This window comes from Chitinophaga sp. YIM B06452, from assembly GCF_039655965.1.
Classification (GTDB): domain Bacteria; phylum Bacteroidota; class Bacteroidia; order Chitinophagales; family Chitinophagaceae; genus Chitinophaga.
In genome coordinates, this window is sequence record NZ_JAWLKY010000002.1 from 1,670,620 (window position 1) to 1,692,735 (window position 22,116).

General features: G+C 52.6%; 15 protein-coding genes. 10 read left to right on the forward strand and 5 right to left on the reverse strand.

From position 1 onward, the window contains the following. Positions 1-5: 5 nt before the first annotated feature. From murC to ftsZ, 4 genes are all read left to right on the forward strand, one after another. Entirely contained in the window at positions 6-1,358 is a 1,353-nt protein-coding gene (murC, locus tag R3I13_RS16765; protein ID WP_346319105.1) for a UDP-N-acetylmuramate--L-alanine ligase, read from the forward strand. Positions 1,359-1,376: 18 nt separating this feature from the next. Next, positions 1,377-2,420: a hypothetical protein gene (locus tag R3I13_RS16770; RefSeq protein ID WP_346319106.1), complete on the forward strand. Its 1,044-nt coding sequence runs from the start codon at positions 1,377-1,379 to the stop codon at positions 2,418-2,420. A 15-nt stretch (positions 2,421-2,435) separates the two neighbouring features. Continuing rightward, complete coding sequence (gene ftsA / locus R3I13_RS16775; RefSeq protein WP_346319107.1) at positions 2,436-3,845, forward strand: cell division protein FtsA; 1,410 nt, start codon at positions 2,436-2,438, stop codon at positions 3,843-3,845. 116 nt (positions 3,846-3,961) lie between these two features. Beyond that, positions 3,962-5,725, forward strand: a complete 1,764-nt coding sequence (gene ftsZ, locus R3I13_RS16780) for a cell division protein FtsZ (protein ID WP_346319108.1) — start codon at positions 3,962-3,964, stop codon at positions 5,723-5,725. An 83-nt stretch (positions 5,726-5,808) separates the two neighbouring features. On the opposite strand, the gene R3I13_RS16785 is transcribed toward ftsZ, so the two are convergent. From R3I13_RS16785 to R3I13_RS16795, 3 genes are all read right to left on the reverse strand, one after another. After that, a complete protein-coding gene (locus R3I13_RS16785) occupies positions 5,809-7,548 on the reverse strand; it encodes a glycoside hydrolase domain-containing protein (protein ID WP_346319109.1) in 1,740 nt (579 codons plus the stop codon). A gap of 62 nt (positions 7,549-7,610) precedes the next feature. Continuing rightward, the gene (locus tag R3I13_RS16790) at positions 7,611-9,581 is read right to left on the reverse strand and encodes a KUP/HAK/KT family potassium transporter (protein WP_346319110.1); all 1,971 of its coding nucleotides are present in this window, start codon (positions 9,579-9,581) and stop codon (positions 7,611-7,613) included. A 209-nt stretch (positions 9,582-9,790) separates the two neighbouring features. Further along, positions 9,791-11,161 carry an OmpA family protein gene (locus R3I13_RS16795; RefSeq protein ID WP_346319111.1) on the reverse strand — a complete coding sequence of 457 codons (1,371 nt, stop codon included), beginning with the start codon at positions 11,159-11,161 and terminating at the stop codon, positions 9,791-9,793. Positions 11,162-11,581: 420 nt separating this feature from the next. On the opposite strand from R3I13_RS16795, the gene R3I13_RS16800 reads away from it, so the two are divergent. Then, positions 11,582-12,547 (forward strand): polyprenyl synthetase family protein, encoded by a 966-nt coding sequence (locus R3I13_RS16800; RefSeq protein ID WP_346319112.1) that lies wholly within the window; start codon positions 11,582-11,584, stop codon positions 12,545-12,547. A 118-nt stretch (positions 12,548-12,665) separates the two neighbouring features. Then, positions 12,666-14,369: a single-stranded-DNA-specific exonuclease RecJ gene (recJ, locus tag R3I13_RS16805; protein WP_346319113.1), complete on the forward strand. Its 1,704-nt coding sequence runs from the start codon at positions 12,666-12,668 to the stop codon at positions 14,367-14,369. A gap of 2 nt (positions 14,370-14,371) precedes the next feature. On the opposite strand, the gene R3I13_RS16810 is transcribed toward recJ, so the two are convergent. Together R3I13_RS16810 and htpG are read right to left on the reverse strand one after the other, a co-directional pair. After that, positions 14,372-14,965: a hypothetical protein gene (locus R3I13_RS16810; RefSeq protein WP_346319114.1), complete on the reverse strand. Its 594-nt coding sequence runs from the start codon at positions 14,963-14,965 to the stop codon at positions 14,372-14,374. Positions 14,966-15,470: 505 nt separating this feature from the next. Beyond that, positions 15,471-17,297 carry a molecular chaperone HtpG gene (gene htpG, locus R3I13_RS16815; RefSeq protein ID WP_346319115.1) on the reverse strand — a complete coding sequence of 609 codons (1,827 nt, stop codon included), beginning with the start codon at positions 17,295-17,297 and terminating at the stop codon, positions 15,471-15,473. A 204-nt stretch (positions 17,298-17,501) separates the two neighbouring features. Here htpG and R3I13_RS16820 point away from each other — a divergent pair, with 204 nt between their 5' ends. From R3I13_RS16820 to rplI, 4 genes are all read left to right on the forward strand, one after another. Further along, on the forward strand, positions 17,502-20,768 hold the full coding sequence (locus tag R3I13_RS16820) for an Ig-like domain-containing protein (RefSeq protein WP_346319116.1): 3,267 nt from the start codon (positions 17,502-17,504) through the stop codon (positions 20,766-20,768). A gap of 183 nt (positions 20,769-20,951) precedes the next feature. After that, a complete protein-coding gene (gene rpsF, locus R3I13_RS16825) occupies positions 20,952-21,305 on the forward strand; it encodes a 30S ribosomal protein S6 (RefSeq protein ID WP_346319117.1) in 354 nt (117 codons plus the stop codon). 4 nt (positions 21,306-21,309) lie between these two features. Then, positions 21,310-21,576, forward strand: a complete 267-nt coding sequence (gene rpsR / locus R3I13_RS16830) for a 30S ribosomal protein S18 (RefSeq protein WP_119078554.1) — start codon at positions 21,310-21,312, stop codon at positions 21,574-21,576. Between the two features lie 6 nt (positions 21,577-21,582). Next, complete coding sequence (gene rplI, locus R3I13_RS16835; protein WP_346319118.1) at positions 21,583-22,029, forward strand: 50S ribosomal protein L9; 447 nt, start codon at positions 21,583-21,585, stop codon at positions 22,027-22,029. Positions 22,030-22,116 lie beyond the last annotated feature (87 nt).

The following is a 22,116-nucleotide window of genomic DNA, read 5'->3' on the forward strand; positions in this document are numbered from 1 at the left end:
CCCGGATGGAGCTAAAGAAGATACATAGGATCTATTTCATAGGCATCGGCGGCATCGGTATGAGCGCCATTGCGCGTTTCTTCAACGAGAAGGGCGCGGCGGTGAGCGGCTACGACCGTACCTCCACCCTGCTCACGCAGCAGCTCGAAGCCGAAGGCATCCGCATTCATTATTCGGAAGACCTGGAGCAGATAGACCGTGCGGCAGACCTGGTGGTGTATACACCTGCCATACCGGCTTCACAGAAAGAACTCGTGTTCTACCGTGAAAACGGTTATGAAGTGGTAAAACGCAGCGATGTGCTCCAGGAGATCACCCGCGAGCTGTTTGCCATCACCGTGGCCGGCACCCACGGTAAAACCACCGTGAGCACTATGATCGCGCAACTGCTGCGCCATTCCGGTTACGGCTGCAACGCTTTCCTGGGCGGCATCAGCTCCAACTACGGCAAAAATTTCTGGAGCAGCGAAAAGGCCGTTGCGGTAATAGAAGCCGACGAATACGACCGCTCCTTCCTGAAGCTGAGCCCGGATATCGCCGTGCTTACCGCCATGGATCCGGACCACCTGGACATCTACGGCACAGAACAGGCCGTGGAAGAAGCGTTCATTGAATACAGCGGCAACATCAAGCCGAACGGCACCCTGCTCGCCAGGCATGGCCTGCCGCGCGGCGCTGAGCTGAAAGGTGACCACCAGATCACTTACAGCCTGCAGAACGATGCGGCGGATATCTATGCCACCAACATCCGGATGGAAAACGGCGGCTATGAATTCGACGTAGTGCGGCAGGACTGGATCATAGACAACGTAAAGCTGCACCTGGGCGGCATGCACAACGTGGAGAACGCGGTAGCGGCCATTGGTGTGGCACACCTGCTCGGCATCAGCAACGAAAAGATCCGCGCAGCCGTGGGCGATTTCAAAGGCATCCGCCGCCGCTTCGATTACCTGGTAAAAAACGACCGCATCGTATACATCGACGATTATGCACATCACCCGGAAGAGCTGCGGGCATTGATCACCGGCGCCAAAACCCTTTTCAGGGGAAAGAAGTGCACGGTCATTTTCCAGCCCCACCTCTTCACCCGCACCCGCGACTTTGCCGAAGGCTTCGCAGAAACCTTGTCGCTGGCGGATGAAGTGATACTGCTGCCTATCTACCCGGCGCGCGAGCTGCCGATAGAAGGCGTGACCAGCGAAATGATCGCGGAAAAGATCAAAGGGCCTGAAGTGACCATCATGGACAGGAACGCCGTGCCGGACTGGATCCGCAGCCACCGGCCGGAACTGTTGATCACCGCGGGCGCAGGAGATATAGACCTGCTGCGCGAACCATTGACTGAAATATTGAACTGATAAAAACTGATTTAGAACATGCAACCTAAAACCAAAACAGCCCTCAAACGCATCGGCCTCGTGCTCCTCTGGAGCGGCGTGCTGGCCGGCTTTGCCGTGCTGCTGGCGGCCGCGGTGCATGACAAGGAAAGTGAAAAGTGTAAAGGCATTCACGTTACCCTCCGGGGCGACGACCGGAATGCATTCATCAATGAAAAAGACATCAAACAACTGATCGTCAACGATAAGAGCCAGAACCCCGTGGGCACGCCCATCAGCCAGATCAACCTGGCCAACCTGGAACGCGTGGTGGAAAGCGATCCCTGGGTGCGCTCCGCGGAACTGTACCTGGACAACCAGGACGTCCTCAACGTGAACGTGGTGCAGCGCGATCCCGTAGCGCGGGTGTTCACCTTCTCGGGCAGCAGCTTTTACCTTGACGAACAGGGCGAACGCATCCCGGTGTCTGACCGTTTTTCCGCCAGGGTGCCCGTGTTCACCGGCTTCCCCACCGACGCGGTGCAGCTCCGGAAAGAAGACAGCCTGCTGTATGCGCAGATCGGCGACATGGCGCGTTTCATCTCCGCCGATACATTTTGGAATGCGCAGGTAGAGCAGGTGATGATCACGGGCGACAGGAAATTCGAGATCACCCCCAAACTCGGCGATCATGTGATCGTATTCGGGGATGGTACAGATATAGACACTAAATTTTCCAAACTGCTGATCTTCTACCGCGAAGGATTAAGCAAGGCAGGCTGGAATACTTATTCACGGATAAACATAGCGTATCATGAAGAAGTGATCGGAACACGCAGAGATGGAAAGAGCGCTCCCCCGCCGCCGATGTACCGGGATTCATCCATTGCAGACGTAACGATGGATGCAGACCTGGCGCCACCGGCAGCCGTAACGAACCCCAAGCCAGCGGATAAACCGGCGGTTGAAAAACCAAAACCGGCTGCAAAGCCAGTTAAACCGGTAAAACCCGCTTCCAGACCCATTGCCAGGCCAGCCAGCCGGAATTCCGGCCCAACGCCCAAAGCAGTGTATAGTAAACCTAATCAACGTAATCGCAACTAAAAACAATAAAGAACCATGAATCAGGAAGCTCCCATCATTGTAGGTCTCGACATTGGTACCACGAAGATAGCAGCCATCGCAGGAAGGAAGAATGAATACGGGAAATTGGAAATCCTCGGATTCGGGAAAGCCCCATCATTTGGTGTGCAGCACGGCATGGTGCTCAACATCGATCAAACTATCAAGGCCATCCGCCAGGCGCTTGAGAACTGCTATGCATCCAATCCAAACCTCGAGATCAACGAAGTATACGTAGGCATCGCCGGTCACCATATCAAAAGCCTTCAAACCCGCGGAGACATTGTGCGCAACGATACCGATGCGGAAATTTCCCAGAAGGACATCGACCAGCTGATCAACGACCAGTACAAAACCGTGATCCCCGCCAGCGACCAGATCATTGACGTGATCCCGCAGCAATATATCGTGGACAGCCTGCAGAACATCACCTATCCCATCGGGATGAGCGGTGTGAAAGTGGGTGCGAACTTCCACATCATTACCGGCGACAAGAACGCCATCCGTAACATCAACCGCAGCGTGGAGAAATCCGGCCTGCGCATCAAAGACCTCGTGCTGCAACCGCTTGCATCCGCCGCGGCTGTTATGTGCGATATGGACTTTGAAGCCGGCGTTGCGATCGTGGACATCGGTGGCGGCACAACCGACCTGGCCGTGTTCTACGAAGGCGTACTGAAACATACCGCTGTGATCCCCTATGGTGGCGAAAACATCACCAACGATATTAAGAACGGCCTGGGTGTGCTGAAAACACAGGCTGAACAAATGAAGGTACAGTTCGGTTACGCCCTGGCAGACGAGGCCAAGAACAACGCATACATCACTATTCCCGGCCTGCGCGGCCAGAGCCCGAAAGAAATTTCGGTGAAGAACCTCGCGCACATCATCCAGGCCAGGATGAGCGAGATACTCGATTTCGTGGTATACCACCTCAAACAGATCGGGATGGACAACAAGATGCTGAACGGAGGCATCATCCTCACCGGCGGCGGTTCCCAGCTGAAACACCTGATCCAGCTCACGGAATACACCACCGGCGTAAGCGCACGCATCGGCTACCCGAACGAGCACCTGGCAAGCGGCCATACAGACGAGCTTACCAAGCCCATGTATGCCACCTGCGTTGGCCTCATCCTGAAAGGATACAACGATTACGAAAACGATAAACGCGCACTGGAAGAAAATTACGTGAAGATCAACACCAGCTACTTCGCGAAAGAAAAAGCTTCCCGCCTGGCAGAAGATGGCGAAGAATGGACAGAAGACGAACAGCCTGAAGAAACAGCAGATGCGCGCCAGCACAGGAAAGCAGCCGAAAGGAACGCTTCCCTCAAAGGTTTCCTGGACAGGATGAAAACGAAGATCATCGACATGTTCACCGAAGAGGAAGACGCAAAGCTGTAACAGCCGCAGCGTGGCGTGATTGTTGCATGAATAATCAATTTTTTAAAAAACACGATCAAAAATAGTAGCGTAGGAAAACGGTACACCAATACTAACCCATTTAAAGAGAAAGAGTCATGATACATTTTGATCTTCCAAAGGAAAAATCCTCCATCATCAAAGTGATAGGCATTGGTGGCGGTGGTAGCAATGCGGTGAACCACATGTTCAGCCAGAACATCGAGGGGGTGAACTTCATTATCTGCAATACCGATGCACAGGCAATTGCAAACAGTCCCGTACCGAACAAGGTACAGCTGGGGCCACACCTCACACAGGGTTTGGGAGCCGGCGCCAATCCCCGGATCGGCGAGCAGGCAACGGAAGAATCCTTTGAAGAAATCAAAAAGATACTGGAGGTGAATACCAAGATGGCGTTCATCACCGCAGGCATGGGCGGCGGCACCGGCACCGGCGGCGCACCCATCATTGCCAAGATATGCAAGGAGCTGGGCATCCTCACTGTCGGCATCGTTACCACTCCCTTTTCTTACGAAGGGAAGAAGAGGATGCAGCAGGCGGAAGAAGGCATCAACCGCCTGAAAGATTATGTGGATACCCTGCTGATCATTTCCAACGATAAGCTCCGCCAGAAATTCGGCGACCTGAAATTCAAGGCCGCATTCGAAAAGGCAGACAACGTGCTGGCTACCGCTGCCAAGTGCATCACTGACGTGATCAACAGCACCGGCCAGATCAATGTTGACTTTGCGGACGTCTGCACTGTAATGCGCAACGGCGGCGTGGCCATCCTGGGCGCAGCAGTGGCCGAAGGCGAATACCGCGCGCAGAAAGCCATCGAGGAAGCGCTTACTTCCCCGCTGCTGAACGACAACGACATCAAAGGAGCCAAATGGATCCTTATCAATATCTCTTCCGCCGAAGGCGAGTTTGAGCATACGCTGGACGAAATGGACACCATCCAGGCCTACGTGCAAAGCATGGCGGGCGAGGATTGCGACGTGATCCTCGGTGTGGGCTACGACCAGTCGCTGGAGCGCAACCTGGGCGTTACCATCATTGCCACCGGCTTTGAGCAGAACCCCATCCAGCAGCAGAAACCTTCCGGCAGCGTGGCCGCCCAGCCCGTGAAAGAAGAGCCGAAGATCGTGATGACCCTCGGCCAGGAAGGCGACGAAAAGAAAATGAACAGCCAGGCCATGCTCTTTTCCGACGAGCCCGACGAAGAGATCAAAGACGTGATGGCGCCGAAGCTCGTAGAACCGCAGGTGGCCCATCCCGCACCTACAGCAGCCTTTGTACCGCCGGCGCCGCCGCGCGAAACCTATACGCTCAACATTGAGCCGGTAGAAGAACCCGCGCAGCCCCAACAGCCGGCACAGCCGCAACCCATTCAGCAGGCGCAGCCACAACCTGTTCAACAGGCCCAGCAGCAGCCCTCTGCACCGGCAGGCAGCTCCTCCGGAGGTTACCTGAACCGCCCTTCCAACATCTACGTGGAACCGGTGAACAATAACCAGCAGGATGAAATGAAAATGGTGTACAAAGAAGAGACCGCCCCCGAACCGGAACCCGCTCAACCACAGCAGCAGGCGCAACCGCAGCCCCAGCAGCTGCTGGACGAACAGCAGGAAGAGCAAAAACGCAAGCAAATGGAAAGGGTGGCGAAATTACGCAGCATCAGCTTCAACGTGAAGAATATGGAAAACAACCAGGAGATCGAAAATGTGCCGGCATACCTTCGCCGGAATGTGAACCTGGATAATGGTGCCGGCTCCGCCGAACACTTCTACTCCAGCTACACCGTTGGCAACGGGCAAAACGACCAGGCGGAGATCAACACGATCAACACCTTCCTGGATGGCAAAAAACCCGACTGATGCAACAAAAAGAAAATTAGTTTGATTGTTTTTTAGTTGTGTTAAAAAAAATCCTCCGACTCTTCGGAGGATTTTTTATGCGCTTAAAGCGAGTTCAGTACTGCATTTCCCGCGTCCACCATATCTCCCGCCTTCTTTGCTTTCAATGCATTGATCTCGAAAGTTGACAATATCTTTTCCAGCTGAGGGCCCTTCCCTTCTGCTTTCAGAATACGGATCTTTTCATACGCCTGTATGCCTTCTATCATTCTTTCGAAGCGCATGGAAGAGCGCGGGCCGGGATATACGAGATAGGTATCGCCCGCAGCCCAGGTGCGGAAACGCGAATCCTGCAAAGGCTCTTTCACCCAGCAGTTGAACGCCCAGCGCAGGTAGCCGGTGTAATTCTTTGCGGCGGCATGCCAGCCCAGCCATGCGGATTCGGCCAACGGCGAAAAGGTGAAGGTATTGGGGAAACCTTCGGAACAGCAAGTGTAATACGTGGTAGGCCAGCCTTTCTCCAGGCGCCATTTTCTTTCTTCTTTGGTAAAATCCTGGCCGGAGGCTACACAATAATCAAAGATGTCGTTCACCAGTTCTTTGTGGTAGTTGCCGGCGAGGGAGACTTTGAAATCCTTATCCACACTGCGTATCAGCTTGATGGCGCTTTGCATGGCCTCCATCGGCCGCTCGTCCATGGCAATGCAGGTAATGTCGAACCAGCCTTTTGACCTCAGGTGTTTGGCAAAGTCCGCCAGCATGGGGCGCCAGTGATTGTCGTATTCAGCGGTGCCGGGTTTGGCTACCAGCACTTCGTTTTTACCGGTGCTTTCATCGAAGTAATAGAATTTCAGGTTCCAGGGGATCATGCTGAAGCAGGCGATCTCTTTTTTGATGCCCATTTCCTGCATGAAACTTACCCATTGGTCGAACACGGTATAGTCGAAGTTCCAGGAACCGTCTTTCTTTTTGGTCCACTTCACCATGTCGCCGTAAATGTCTTCGGTCTGGCTGTTCCATGGATCGTAAATGATGCTGGTGGTGATCACTTTCTGTCCGGCGTTGGCCAGCATCTTCATGTAAGGTCTCATCGCCTCGAAATGCGCTTTGCTCCACAGCGGCGTGTTGTGCATGCGGGCGACGGCGTAGGGGCTTTGCCAGAGATCCAGGTGGAAGGCCCAGTCTTTCGGCTGGGGAAGCGCACGGTCCAGCACAGTGATCTCGTATTCCAGGCTGCTCATAACGGCTCCCCTGGCTGTTTTCACCTGGATGCTGCCGGAATAGGTACCGGCGGGCGTTTGCGGCGGCACGGCCACGCTCAGCCAGACGGGCTGTGTGGTGTGCGCCTCCATATTGATGCTTTTGATAAAATCGATACCGTCTGCCACGAGGGAAGAATCAAACTGACCGGGCTTGCGGTGCCCGCATCCGCCACCTTCACTGTTCAGCTCATCAGTCATCACATACCGCACAAAACCCGTGGTAATGACCCCTGAAGGGATCACGTTGCCATTTTTGTCTTTGAGCGTACTGGTCACGATGCTGACGCCGGTTTCCGGGAGGGTAGACCAGAGCAGGAACTGTGTATGTACCTTCTCGCCCTTCCAGGCCTTTGTGCTCCAGGATGAGCGCAGGGAGCGGGATTCGGGGGCGAAGATCTTGTCGTACCTTACATCGGCGCTGCCGAAGGCCACATTCATGCCGGCACGAACACTCCGCCAGGCCGCATGGTCCACTTCACGCGGGTCTTTCAGTTCCTTGTAATCGGCCGAAACGCCGTTTTGGGCATGTAAAGTCAGGGTAAACGCCAGGGACAGGCCCGTGGCAAAGACGTGTTTAAGCATAACGAGTAGCATGTTTGGAAGCTCACAATATAATATCTATTGCGCTTTCATGCAAACCCATTCTATTCGATATCGTAGCGGTACCTGTCCTGCACGCGCTTGAGCTGCAGGTTGGTCACAGGCGCCACCACCAGCGGGAATTTCTCAATGGTCACATAGCTGGAATCAAGCCCGAAACCGCGTTCTTCAGACAGCCCGATCTTTTTGAGCATAAAGTATATCCGCATGATGATCCGTTCGTGCAGGGGCAGGTCGTTATCGTGCGAAAGGAATTTTTCCATCACGATGAACTGGAAGTCGCCCACCACGTTGTTTTTGCTAAGGGATTCGTAGCGGCTGGTGATGTTCACTTCCTTGTTCCGCACCATATCTTCCACCACCATCCTGAACATCAGGTTGATCCTTTGCTCCACCCTGAAGCCAAGCCTGAATTCCACCCTGATCACTTCATTGGGAATGATGGTCTGCACGGTGTATTCGCTCATATACGGTTCGTCCACCACATCCACATGCACAAACCAATAGATATCGGCGCGTTTGGGCTTTTTGTTGAGAACGGAGTAGATGATCTTGTGCTCGATTTCTTTCGGGTTATCCGCGCTGCTCATGTATACGAGGTGCGTGGCGTATTTTGGAATAGACGTGTCGTTGCTGAGTTCCTGCAGGATGGGCAGGTAATCTTCCAGCCGCACAAATTCCACGTAACGGTTCTTGATCTTCCGGCTCCTGAACCAGGCGTACATGACGAGGAAGAGCGCGCCGGCCACGATCACGGTCACATAGCCGCCATGCGTGAATTTCACAAGATTGGCCAGCAGGAAAGAAAACTCGATGGTGAGGTATACGGCCAGGTACACGGCGATCCAGGCGAGTTTTACGCGGCGGGTATATAAATAAAAAGCGAACAGGCAGGAGGTCATCAGCATGCAAATGGTGATGGACAGCCCGTAAGCCGCTTCCATGGCGGATGATTCTTTAAACAGCAGTACGATGGACACGCAGCCCACGAACAGCATCAAGTTGATGCCGGGGATATACAGCTGCCCGCGCAGTTCCGTCGGGTAATTGATCTTGAGTTTGGGCCAGAGGTTGAGGCGCATGGCCTCTGAGATGAGGGTAAACGACCCGGAGATTAGGGCCTGGCTGGCGATAACGGATGCGATGGTAGCGATCAGTACCCCGAAGATCACGAACCATTCGGGCATGATCAGGAAGAAGGGATTTTCCCCGTTCAACGTTTGGCCCTGCTGGGTGAGCAGCCAGGCGCCCTGGCCCAGGTAATTGAGTATCAGCGCTATTTTAACGTATATCCAGGAAACGCGGATGTTGCCGCGGCCCACGTGGCCAAGGTCCGAATAGAGGGCCTCCGCCCCCGTGGTACAGAGAAAGACCGCCCCCAGCAACAGGAAACCATGCGGGTAAAGCAACAGCAGCTTCACGCCGTAGTAGGGATTAAAGGCCTTGAGTACGGACAGGTCGTCCGCAATATGCGCTATGCCCAATACGGCGAGCATAGTGAACCAGATGACCATGATGGGGCCGAACATTTTGCCGATAGACATAGTGCCGAACTGCTGCATAAAAAACAGCAGTGTGATGATCACCAGCACGATCTTTACGATGGTCCAGGTGCCGAGGTCTTTAAAAACGGGTAGTGTGCGCAAGCCTTCCACGGCCGAGGTGACCGTGATGGGAGGCGTAATAATGCCGTCTGCAAGCAGCGCGGCGCCGCCGATCATACCGAAAACGACCGTCCATTTGCCATGCCGCCGCACCAGGGCGTACAGTGAGAAAATACCGCCTTCTCCTTTATTATCAGCTTTCAGCGTGAGAATTACATATTTGACTGTGGTCTGAAGGGTCAATGTCCAGATGATGCAGGAAATGCCGCCGATCACCAGCAGTTCGCTGATCTCGTTGGTTCCAACAATGGCTTTGAACACGTAAAGCGGAGAGGTACCGATATCGCCGTAGATGATACCCAACGCCACAATCAGACCGGCCAGGGTAGCTTTATTGAAGTCTTTTACCACGCTAAAAACAGTATAAGTTTAAGGCTGGTCAAATTTAGTGATAATTAATCAGGATTTGCAAGTGTAAAAAACGCGTTATTGTATAACGGGTAATGGGGGGCGGGGGTTCAATCGGCAGGAGATTTATTTTCAGGACATGCCTGAAAGCGAACAGGCTGCTCGTTTGAGCAGCCTGTTCTGAAATATTTACCGTGGTTATCCGGTCTGTATTAGTTAGCAGGAGCTAAGTCTACAGTGCTGGATTCGCCAGGAGTGTTTTGTTTGATGAAGCGGCCGCGGTCGATACCTTGTTTTTCAGCCAGGTAGTCGATCACTGCATCCACACGGCGGGAGCTCAGGTCAACACCGCCTTTCTTGCCTTTGGCACCAGCGTGACCGGTAACCAGTACGTTACAAGAGGGGTTCTGACGCAGGGTGTTAGCTACGCTGCTCAGGATGGCTTCGTTGTCGGAAGATACTTTGGTAGAAGAACCTTTGAAGGCTACGCTGGGGAATACCAGGCTAGCGCATGCAGGTTGCTGAACCATGTTCTTGCAGCACTCAGGATCCGGGCATTTACCTACGCCGTCAGCGTCAACAGGCTGGCAATATGTCGGGGTGATGAGCTGTTTGTCTTTGTAGTCAGGAACACCGTCACCGTCTGTATCTTTAGCTACACCGTGAGAATCAACAGGTGCGCCGGCAGGGGTGTTGGGTTCGCGGTCGAACTGGTCAGTTACGCCGTCGCCGTCAGCATCAGGCAGAACAGGAGTCGGCAGTTTCATGCGACGGGGGCTGTTCAGCTCGTTGTAGGCGAAGTCCAGCGGGTTAACCCACCAGAGGGGTTCTACGCGTTTGTTCGGGTTACCCAGGTTGAAGTTCAGACGCAGGCTGGTGTAAGAGAAGAAATCCTGGCCTTTATCATACTGAGCGGAGGTGAAACCGTCCAGATAATCGTCGAAGGGCAGGGTCAGTTTTTCTTCTATGCCTATGTTGAAGCGTTTAGAAACTTTGAAAGCGATACCAGTACCGAAGTCAACAGCGTGACGGAGCAGCTGGTTGTCGTCGTTACGGCCGATCTGAACGCGGTTGCCCTGAGCGGGAGCGTTTTGTTCGTATTCTTTGTCATGGAAATCTTTCAACGCCTTGCGGATGTCTTTCTTTTTACCGCTGAAGTTGATGCCGGCTGCACCGTAATCGTAACCTTGGCCGGAAGCGTTCAGAGCGTCAACGTCAACGTCTGCCATCAGGATGCTGTAACCACCAAATACATACCAGTTCACTTTAGGCTGAGCCTTGTAGAACAGGATGTTGCTGAGGGAAGCGATGAAGTCCAGGGACAGCTGGTGAGTAGCCGTTTTGTAAGCAGGAACGATGTTGCCATTGTTCAATGCAGCAGTGGCATTGTAAGCGGCAAAACCACCATTGTTGGGTTTCAGCTGGTAATCCAGACCATAGTCGAAAGAACCAGTATATTCACCTCTGATGGAGAAAGTATGACCGATAGCTTTTCTCAGGGAGATACCGCCGCCGAAGCCGGGGAGAGCAGCTACGTCACCTTTAATGAAGTGGTAACCACCGTGGAAACCAAGTTCCCACATGTTACGGGGTTTAGCGGGGTAGTCGGATTGGTTGTTTCTGAAGCTGTTAAATTGCGCCATATTCTTTGCCGAAACTTTTGAGGAGTCCAGGGCATCATATGTGGGTTTAACCTGCGCAAAACCAGGAGATGCTGCCAGAAGAGTCATTGCACCTGCCAGTAGTAAGTACTTTTTGCTTGCCATAATTGTTTTTTTATTTAAAAACTGTTAAAGATTTTACAATTAACGCGTTTTTTACCAAGCAAAGGTAAAAATCCTAAATGAATATACAAATTTTTATTGCGATTTTATTTGTATTGATAACTGACTCAATATTAGAGTATAATTTAAAGAACATCCACCTAATGTATACAAATTCGGGGCCAATTTTGCAAAATGTCCTATTTTAGGCCTAGCTTAGCAAACCTTTTTATTATATCCATGGAGGAAATTAAACAACTGATCGGGAAGGAATTACAAGATTTCGAGGGAAAGTTTGCAGATGCAGTGAAGAGCCATGTTCCTCTGCTGGACAGGATTATGCATTATATCGTGAAAAGGAAGGGCAAGCAGATCAGGCCCATGTTCGTCCTCCTCTCCGCCAGGTTATTCTCCAACAGCATTAATGAAAATACCTACCGCGCCGCCGCCCTTGTGGAACTTTTACACACTGCCACCCTCGTGCACGACGATGTGGTAGACGACTCCCTCGAACGCCGCGGTTTCTTCTCCATCAACGCGCTCTGGAAAAATAAGATTGCCGTGCTCGTGGGCGACTACCTCCTTTCCAAAGGCCTGTTGCTCAGCGTCAGCAACAAAGATTTCCGCAGTCTCGAGATCCTTTCCCAGGCCGTAAAGGAAATGAGCGAAGGTGAATTGCTCCAGATCGAAAAAACCCGCAAGCTGGACATCAAAGAAGATATCTATTTTGAGATCATACGCCGCAAAACCGCTTCCCTCCTCGCCTCCGCCTGCGCGGCCGGCGCCTGGAGCACCACGGCAGACGATACCCTCACCGAAAAAATGCGCCTCTTCGGCGAAAAGGTCGGTATCGCATTCCAGATCAAAGACGACCTGTTTGACTACGGTTCCGCCAATATCGGCAAACCGACAGGGATAGACATCCGGGAAAAGAAAATGACCCTGCCCCTCATTTATACCCTCCAGCACGGAAGCAGGGAACAACGCCGGCATATTATAAATATAGTAAAAAATCATAATAAAGATAAAGAGAAGGTCAACGAAGTAATTGCCATCGTAAAAGAAAGCGGCGGGATCGAATATACCCGGCAAAAAATGCTGCAATACCGCGACGAGGCCCTGGCCATTCTCCATGAACTGCCCGAAAGCAATATCAGGGCGGGGCTCGAAACGCTCGTAAGGTTTACCACGGACCGGAAATTTTAAGGTTTCCTCTCCCTATACCGGAGAATTTCCCGCTTTTAGCGCAAATACGCTAATCATCCTTATATTACAACAGAAGTCAGAACCAACAAGAGGAAGCAATTCCCGCCAATACAATTTCATGCAGAAACGCTGGACAGTCAAAAAATATCAACCAATACAGGAGCAGCAGCTTCAGTCAGCTTTGAAAATACATCCCATCCTATGCCGGCTGCTGGTTCAACGCGGCATTACAAAGTATGACGAGGCCAGACATTTTTTCCGTCCCTCCCTGGAAGACCTTCACGATCCCTGGATCATGAAGGACATGGACAAAGCCATTTCGCGCCTGGAAGAAGCCTTCTTCCGCCAGGAAAAGATCCTGATATACGGCGATTATGACGTGGACGGCACTACGGCCGTTGCCACCGTATACGGCTTTCTCCAATCCCTCTATAGTAATATCGAATTCTATATCCCGCACCGTTACCGCGAAGGATACGGTATTTCCATGCAGGGTATCGAATACGCCAGGGACAACGATTTCACCCTCGTTGTTGCGCTGGACTGCGGGATCAAATCCATTGAATACATCACTTATGCCAGATCCATCGGCATAGATTTTATTATCTGCGACCACCACCTGCCCGACCCGGAACTGCCGCCTGCAGCGGCTATCCTCAATCCCAAGCAGGAAGGCTGCCCTTATCCCTACAAGGAACTGAGCGGTTGCGGCATTGGCTTCAAGCTCATCAGCGCCCTCGCGCAGAAAAAAGGCCGGCCTATGCAGGAAGTGTATGCTTACCTGGACCTTGTGGCCACCAGCATTGCGGCAGACATTGTGCCCATGACCGGCGAGAACCGCATCCTCGCCTTCCATGGCGTGAAACAGGTGAACGAAACGCCCAGCGCGGGCATTAAAGCGCTCATCCAGCTCAGCAACCTGAAAGAAAAGCTAACCACTTCCAACCTCGTATTCGTGATCGCCCCGCGCGTGAATGCCGCCGGCCGGATGGACGATGCGCGCAAAGCGGTGAACCTCTTCATTGAAAAGGATTTCGACAAGGCGTATGCTTTCGCCGAAATGCTGCATGGCGACAATATGGAAAGGAAAGGGATAGACATGAGCATTACCCAGGAAGCAGTGAGCATTATCCAGAATGATATTTCACTGCATGGCCGCAAATCCACCGTGCTCTACCAGCCCCACTGGCACAAGGGCGTAGTGGGCATCGTAGCCAGCCGCCTGATCGATAAATATTATTACCGGCCCACCATCATACTTACGCAGAGCAACGACAAGGTAGCCGGCTCCGCCCGCTCTGTATCAGGGTTTAACGTGTACGAAGCTATCCACCAGTGCAAGGACCTCCTTGAGAATTACGGCGGGCACTTTTACGCCGCCGGCATGACGCTGAAGCCCGAAAACGTGACCGCCTTCCAGGCCAAATTCGAAGAAGTGGTGGCCTCTACCATCAACCCGGACCTGCTGATCCCGGAGATCGTGATCGATACGGAGATCAACCTGGCTGACCTAACGCCCGCATTCTACAACATCATGCGGCAATTTGAACCACTGGGCCCGGAGAACCTGCGGCCCGTCTTCCTCGCCAGGAACCTGATGGATACAGGATTTTCAAAGATTGTAAAAGAAGAGCACCTGAAATTGTCTGTCAAACAACGGAATGGGGGATCATTCTCAGGAATAGGGTTTTTCATGGCCGATAAATTCGAGCTCATCAACCACAAAAAACCCTTTGATTTGGTTTTCACAGTAGAAGAAAATGAATGGAACGGAACAGTATCCCTTCAACTGAAAGTGATAGACATCCGTGCTTCAGCTTAGATCTATGGCAGGCGCTGTGCACTCAGCCAGGTGAACAGTGCCGGGTTGTTGTAGGCTTTCGTCCAGGCATCATGGCCGCCCGTAGGATTCTCCGTATATTTCACCAGCTGACCGCCGCAGGCTTTGATGGCATTCACCATATTCCTTGAACCAGATACATTTACCGTCGGGTCGTCCGCATTGTGAAAAGCCCATACCGGTTTGGTTTTCAACGCGCAGGCTTTAGCCACCGGCCCGGCCCCGCAGATGGGCACTGCCGCCGCAAACCTTGAAGGATAGGCTGCCACCCACTCCCAGGTGCCGAAACCGCCCATGCTAAGACCCGTCACATAAATCTTTTTAGGATCAATATTATACTGTTTCAATATGTCGTCGTACAAAGCATTCAGGCTTGGAATATTCCACCAAGTGCCTAACGGGCATTGCGGCGATACTACAATGAAGGGGAAGTTGGCATTTTTAGCTGCTATCGCCGCCAGGCCCGCTCTCTTAACCATGTTTAGGTCGTTCCCCCTTTCTCCTATCCCATGCAGAAAAATGATCACCGGCCAGCGTTTGGTAGTTTCCGTATTATAAGTGGCAGGAATCTGCAGCACGTAGCCAGTTATACCTTTGGGATTATTCACTTTCCGGAAAGTGACGCCAGTTTGTTGAGGTGTAAATGAGGCAGGGTCCTTTGTAAGATCAGGAGCCTCTGTCCCGGGCACTACTTTTGAATCTTTGCCAGAAGGCTCTACAGTCGATGTTTTTGAACACGCAGCCATTATTAATACAATAGCGACGCCAAGGAGTACTTTGTAACGCATAAAGGAGAGATATGGTTTTACTAAATCGGTTTTTCAATTAATACTGCTCAGGCAATGATTATACCAATCATTACTGCCCATCGCCCTGAAACCAGCCACCGGCTTATGAAAAAATATAATCTATTGGAAATTCATATATGCAACCAAAGTGATAATAACCAGACTGTATAGTGGCCGCGGTGACTCTTGCGGCTAAGTTATTTCCATGGTATTTTTTTAGCCGCGCTACTCCCGTCAAAAATAAAAAGCGGATAGCCCTTTCAGACTATCCGCCCGGAATATATTTGGTTATCTATTATTTATTCCCCATCAGTTCAACGCTGCGCTGCACAAAGGCGGTGAGGTCCGCGCCGGTGAGCAGGTTCTGTGAAAGCAGCGCCAGGTCCGCCAGGTTGCGCACCAGCTTTTGCTGCAATTCGCCATTTCCTTCCTGCAGGATGTCCTGGTAAATAGGATGGTTTGCATTTACCGTCATCGTGATCTCGTCGGGCATGCCGGCATACCAGCTGGCTGCGGACCCGCCCATCGCCGCCATGTCCTTCATCCTCCGCATCAGCTCGCCGCGGGTAACGATCACAGGCTGGTCCTGCGTGCCAAGCCCCTTCAGCTCCACCTTGATATGCGGCAAGGCCAGTTGTGCGCCGAACAGTTCCTTCAGCTTTCCTTCCTGCTCTTCGCTCAGCACGCTCTGCGCTGTAGCTTCATGGTCGATCAGGTTGTCCGGGATGTCTGCATCCACGCGGGTAAACTGCACGTTCTCCCATTTCTGTTCCATGTGATTGATAAAACCGGCGTCTACCATCGTATCCAGCTTCACTACTTTGAAACCCTTGGCAGTGGCGGCGTTGACGTAACTGTCCTGCTGCACCGGATTGGTAGCATACAGGATCACGAGTTTATTTTCTTTATTGGTCTGCAGGGCAGACGTAGCGGTACGATATTCGTCCAGCGTGTAGAAAGTTCCACCGGTCACGTCTTCCATCAGGTGGAATTTGTTCGCCTTGTCCAGGAACTTGTCTTCCGTCATCATGCCGTATTTCACGAACAGGCCGATGTGTTCCCATTTTTCTTCGAAAGCCTTGCGGTCTGTGCGGAACATTTCATCGAGCTTGTCCGCCACTTTTTTCGTGATATGCGCGTTGATCTTTTTCACGTTGGGATCGCCCTGGAGGTAGCTGCGGCTCACGTTCAGCGGGATGTCCGGCGAGTCGATCACGCCGTGCAGCAGCATCAGGAATTCCGGCACAATGTTCTTCACTTCGTCTGTTACGAACACCTGGTTGCTGTACAGGCTGATCTTGTCTTTCTGTATTTCGTACGATTTGGTGATCTTCGGGAAGTACAGGATGCCGGTGAGGTTGAAAGGATAGTCTACGTTCAGGTGGATCCAGAACAGCGGCGGTTCCGCGAAGGGATACAGTTCTTTATAAAAATTCTGGTAGTCTTCCGCGGTAAGCTCGCTGGGCTTTTTCACCCATGCGGGCGTGGTGTTATTGACCTGTGTGTCCTGGAATTTGATGGGCACAGGCAGGAAGCGGCAGAATTTTTCGAGGATGGTGCGGATGCGGTGCTCATCGAGGAATTCTTCACTTTCTTCGTTGATGTGCAGCACGATGTCTGTACCGCGTTCTGTTTTTCCTGTTTCTTCCAGCTGGTATTCCGGGCTGCCGTCGCATTCCCAGCGAACGGCCTGTGCTTCCGGCTTCCAGGACTTTGTGAATATTTCCACCTGGCCGCTTACCATGAAAGAAGAGTAGAACCCGAGGCCGAAATGCCCGATGATATTGGCGCCTTCGGCTTGTCCTTTATATTTTTTCAAGAACTCTTCTGCGCCGGAAAATGCCACCTGGTTGATGTATTTATCCACTTCTTCGGCCGTCATGCCTACGCCGCGGTCCGAGATCGTGATCGTTTTTTTCTCTTTGTCCAATGCAACCGTAATATCGGTACTGCCGATGTCTCCTTTAAACTCCCCTACACTGGCCAGCGTTTTCAGCTTCTGTGTGGCGTCTACCGCGTTGCTCACCAGTTCACGTAAAAAAATGTCGTGATCTGAATAGAGGAATTTTTTGATAATGGGGAAAATGTTTTCTGTTTGTACACGTATGGCACCTTTCTGCATATGATATCAGTTTTTAACGGGAGAAATGCTTTCAAATGATGTGCCATGGCCCCGGGGCTGACAAGTTGACCGGGCGTCACATATTTTTCACACCTTAAATTAACAAAATCATCATGTCATTTCATCTACGGATAAAATAACCGGCGTAATTTAGGGATACAAAATTATAACCCCGATTAATCCACTAAAAACGAAAAACCCTTTATGAAAAAACCTCTACTCCTGGTTATTTTACTGTCTCCCTTACTGGTTTTTGCGCAAGGCACCAACCCTGCCCCACAAAGTATCCCGTATTTGCAGGACTTTTCCGCCCTGCCCCATACTTCCACGGCATACCCGGAAGGCTGGCAGGGATGGGCTTTGAGCGGCGCCCCGGGTTCCGCCTTCAACCTGCTGCCCGCGGCGGGCGATAAGGCGCTGGTGGCCAACAGCAGTGCGTCTTCCACGGCCAACGGCGTGCATAACTACAATGGCAAGATCGGTTACCTGAACAGCGGCAGCATGGACAATGCCGTGGCGCTGAGCCTGAATACCACGGCCAACACCAACGTGCGTGTGAGGTACCAGGTGATGACGCTCCGCAATCCTTACGACGGCAATACCAACACCCGCATCAATGAGGCCGTGTTGCAGTACCGGGTGGGGTTAAGCGGCAATTTCACCACGCTTCCCGGCACCGTTTACCAGAACAATACCGTTACGCAGACCGCTTCGGGCGTTACCACGCCGCAGCAGCTCATGTCCATCGAAGCGCTGTTGCCTGCGGAATGCGAGAACCAGCCTGTTGTGCAGTTGCGCTGGGTGAACCGGCAGATCGGCGGCGCGGGCTCCAGGCCTTCTTTTGCGATAGACAGCGTGGCCGTTTGGGGCGTGAGCGGCGACGCCACTCCCCCGGTCCTCAGCAGCCTGCTGCCGGCCAACGGCGCTACCGGCGTGGTTCCCGGCACAAATGCTGTGATCACGTTTGACGAAAATATCCGGAAAAACGCTGGCACCGTTACCGTGCACAATCTCAGCCAGGGCACGCGCCTGGTGCTGAATATCACCGATCCTTCCGTAATTGTTTCCGCCAATACCCTTACCATTCCTGCCGCGCTGCGCGCAGACAGGGAATACTTCACTACGCTGGACAGCAATGCCATACAGGATTCCAACGGCAACGGCTTCCCAGGAATATCGGACAGCCTGAGCTGGCGCTTTATCACCGGCAGCCAGCTGCTCGATTTCACCTTCAGCACCTGCGGCAGCACCCTGCCGGACGGCTTTACGCAATATAGCGTAACCGGCGCGCAAACCTGGGCCTGCACGACATTTGGGCAGAGCGGGAACGGCGTGCAGATCAATGGCTTTTCAGGCGGGGCCAGGGAAAACGAGGATTGGTTCATCAGTCCCGTGTTCGACCTGGGCGGCTTTAACGTGCCGTTGCTGGCATTTGCAAGCAGGAGCGCCTTCCAGGGCCCGTCGCTGGAGCTGCGCATTTCCACCAACTATTCCGGCAGCGGCGATCCCCGCCTCGCCACCTGGACCAGCATCAGCGGGCGTTTCCCGGAAGTGGGCACCGATGTCTGGAAAACATCCTCCCGCATCAATCTCAGCAATTTCAAAGGCGCCGACGTATACATCGCCTGGGTGTATACCTCTTCACCCACGCTGCAAGCCAGCCGCTGGACGTTGGACGATATCCATATTTCCGATACCAGCGCCGCGCCCGCGCCAGATGTATATGTCCTGCCCGCGCAGCTGGACTTCGACTATGCTCCTGCCGGCCAGCGCTCCGCTCCACAGCCCTTCAGCTATTGGGCCAGCGATCTCACCGCTCCGCTGGTGATCACCGCCCCGGCCGGTTTCGAGCTTTCAGCCGATAATATCCAATACCAGTCCAGCCTCACGATCCCTGCCGCGGAAGCTACTGCAGCGCTGGATTCCATTTGGGTGCGCTTTGCGCCTTCCGCTGCCAACCAGCCTTACAGCGGCAGCATCTCCTTCAGTTCCGCGGGCCTGCAGCAGCAGAAAGTTTCGCTGTCGGGCACCAGCCTGCGCACGCTGAAGGTGGTGAACTGGAACATGGAATGGTTTGGTCACCTGCAATTCGGTCCCACCAACGAAGCCCTGCAGCAGGCCAATGCGCTGAAAGTGATGAAAAGCCTGGATGCGGACGTGTACGCGCTTTGCGAAGTGGTAGACACCATCCGCCTGAAAGCCCTCGTGGATTCCATGCCGGGCTACCGGTTCACCGTTTCCGATTTCGGCAGCCGGGTGGATAGCCTTACTTCGCCTCAATACGATTCCGCGCAGAAGCTGGCCTTCGTATATCGCGAAGCCCTGGTGAAAAACGTTCGCACCTACGGCGTGCTGCGCAGGAACGCCAGCGCCGACGCATATTTCAACTGGTCGTCAGGCAGGTTCCCTTACCTGATGGAGGCCATGGTGAACCTGGGCGGCGATTCCGCGCGCATCCACTTCATCGTAATCCACGCCAAAGCCAATACCGGCGATGGGCCGGCGGACTTCATCGAAAGCTGGCACCGCAGGAAGAATGGGGCAAAAGAGCTGAAAGACACGCTGGATGCACATTTTGCATATAAAAATGTATTGGTGCTGGGCGATTTCAACGACGATTTCGACCGGACCATCACCTCCCAGGTGGCGCCGGATACCACTACCTCCTACATCGATTTCAAGCTGGACAGCCTGGATTATATCCCGTTCACTTACGCCTTAAGCCTGGCGCGCCAGCGGTCCACCGCATCGTTCCCGGATATGATAGACCATGCCATGGGCACCAACGAAATGCTCTATGCTTATATGCCGGGTTCCGCCAGGGTAGCGCGGAATGTGGAATCGCTCGTCCCTTCCTATTCCAATTCAACCTCCGACCACTTCCCCATCCTGAGCCGCTACGACCTGCGGGTGCTGGCCCATCCCGTGGTGATCACCCAGTTCACCGCGCGGGAAGACAACGGCGGCGTGGTCCTTACCTGGAACACGACCCGCGAGATCAACAACAGCCATTTCGTGGTGGAACGTTCGCTGACCGGGAATAACTGGCAGCCGGTAGATACCCTTCCGGCCGCGGCTCTCAACGGCCAGGGCGCGGGTTACCGGAGCTTCGACGGTACGGTGCTGCCTGGGTACTGGCATTACCGCCTGCACCAGTTCGGGCTGGACAGTACCAGCCAATACAGCGCGATCCAGAGCGTGCTGGTGCTGAGCCGGGAAAGCTGGTTCCGCCTGCTGTGGTTTATCCTGGGAAGGCAGCTGTACATTTACATGGACGCCCGCGAGAGTGGTCCGGCTACGATACAACTGTTTGATATACAAGGCACCCCACGGTACCAGACACAGATGAATTTCCATAAAGGCATGAATTTCAAGACGATAGACGTTGGGAATTTGGTTACGGGAATTTATTTGTTGAGGGTGCAGTGCGGGAATAAGTCGGAAGTAAAGAAAATATTCATTAGTCGCTGATATGTAGTACTTTATGAGCCAATCCGGGGCCTGGAAAGCGGGCTCCGGATTTTTTATGCGGAATAATGGGGGGTTGTGGCTGAAAAAAAGCGGAAATTAGCGCCAGTAAAGCGGAAGAATCAGAAATTCCCCCTATCTTTGCACTCCATTTTAATTTTTATTACAAACAAACAAGGGAAAATTATGTCAAACTACGAATTGATGGTGATCTTTACCCCTGTGCTTTCTGAGGAAGACTACAAAGCTGCCCAGAAAAAATTTGCTGACCTGGTGAAAGACAATGGCGGCGAATTAGTGCACGAAAATCCCTGGGGTTTAAAATCACTGGCGTACCCGATCCAGAAAAAAACCACGGGCATGTACCTGGTTCTGGAGTTCAAGGCGCCATCCGACTTCAATGAGAAGCTGAAGATCCAGCTGAACCGCGATGAAAATGTATTGCGTTACATGGTAACCAAACTGGACAAGCACGCTCAGGCGTACAATGCCAAAAAGAGGGGTACCTACGATGCTGAACCTAAACCTGTAGAAGCTTAAAGTTATGGCAGTTAAACAAGAGATCAAGTACTTAACCGCGGTTAAGCAAGAGAAGCGCCAGAAAAAATACTGCCGCTTCAAGAAATTAGGTATCAAGTATGTAGATTACAAAGATGCCGAGTTTCTGAAGAAATTCCTGAACGATCAGGGTAAGATGCTGCCTCGCCGTATCACCGGCAACTCGCTGAAATTCCAGCGCAAGGTGGCTGAGGCTATCAAAAAAGCTCGTCAAATGGCTTTATTGCCTTATGTTACTGACCTTTTAAAGTAAGAAACAATGCAAGTAATCTTAATACAAGACGTAGACAACCTGGGCGGGAAGAATGAGCTGGTGACCGTGAAGAACGGTTACGCCAGGAATTTCCTGATCCCTCAAAAGTTTGCTGTTGAAGCAAGCAACTCCAACCTGAAGCAGCTGGACGAACGTCTGAAAGTGGCTAAGGTGAAGGAAGAGAAGATGTTGGCTGAGATCGCGAAAGTGGTTGAAGTGCTGAAAGCTTCTCCCGTGAAGATCGGCGCCAAGACCGGTACTTCCGGCAAGATCTTCGGTAGTGTTACCGGCGTTCAGATCGCCCGCGCTATCAAAGAACAGAAAGGTTATGAGATCGACCGCCGCCGCATCCACATCATCGGCGACGTGAAAGAACTGGGCACCTACAAAGCCCGCCTCGATTTCGGCAAAGGCAATGAAACTGAGCTGGAATTTGAAGTGGTAGCTGAGTAATCCGCTCACCTGATATTAAAAAAGGTTGTTCGTGAAAGCGGGCAACCTTTTTTATTTCCCCCCCAAAAGCAGAAAAAAGTATCAGCG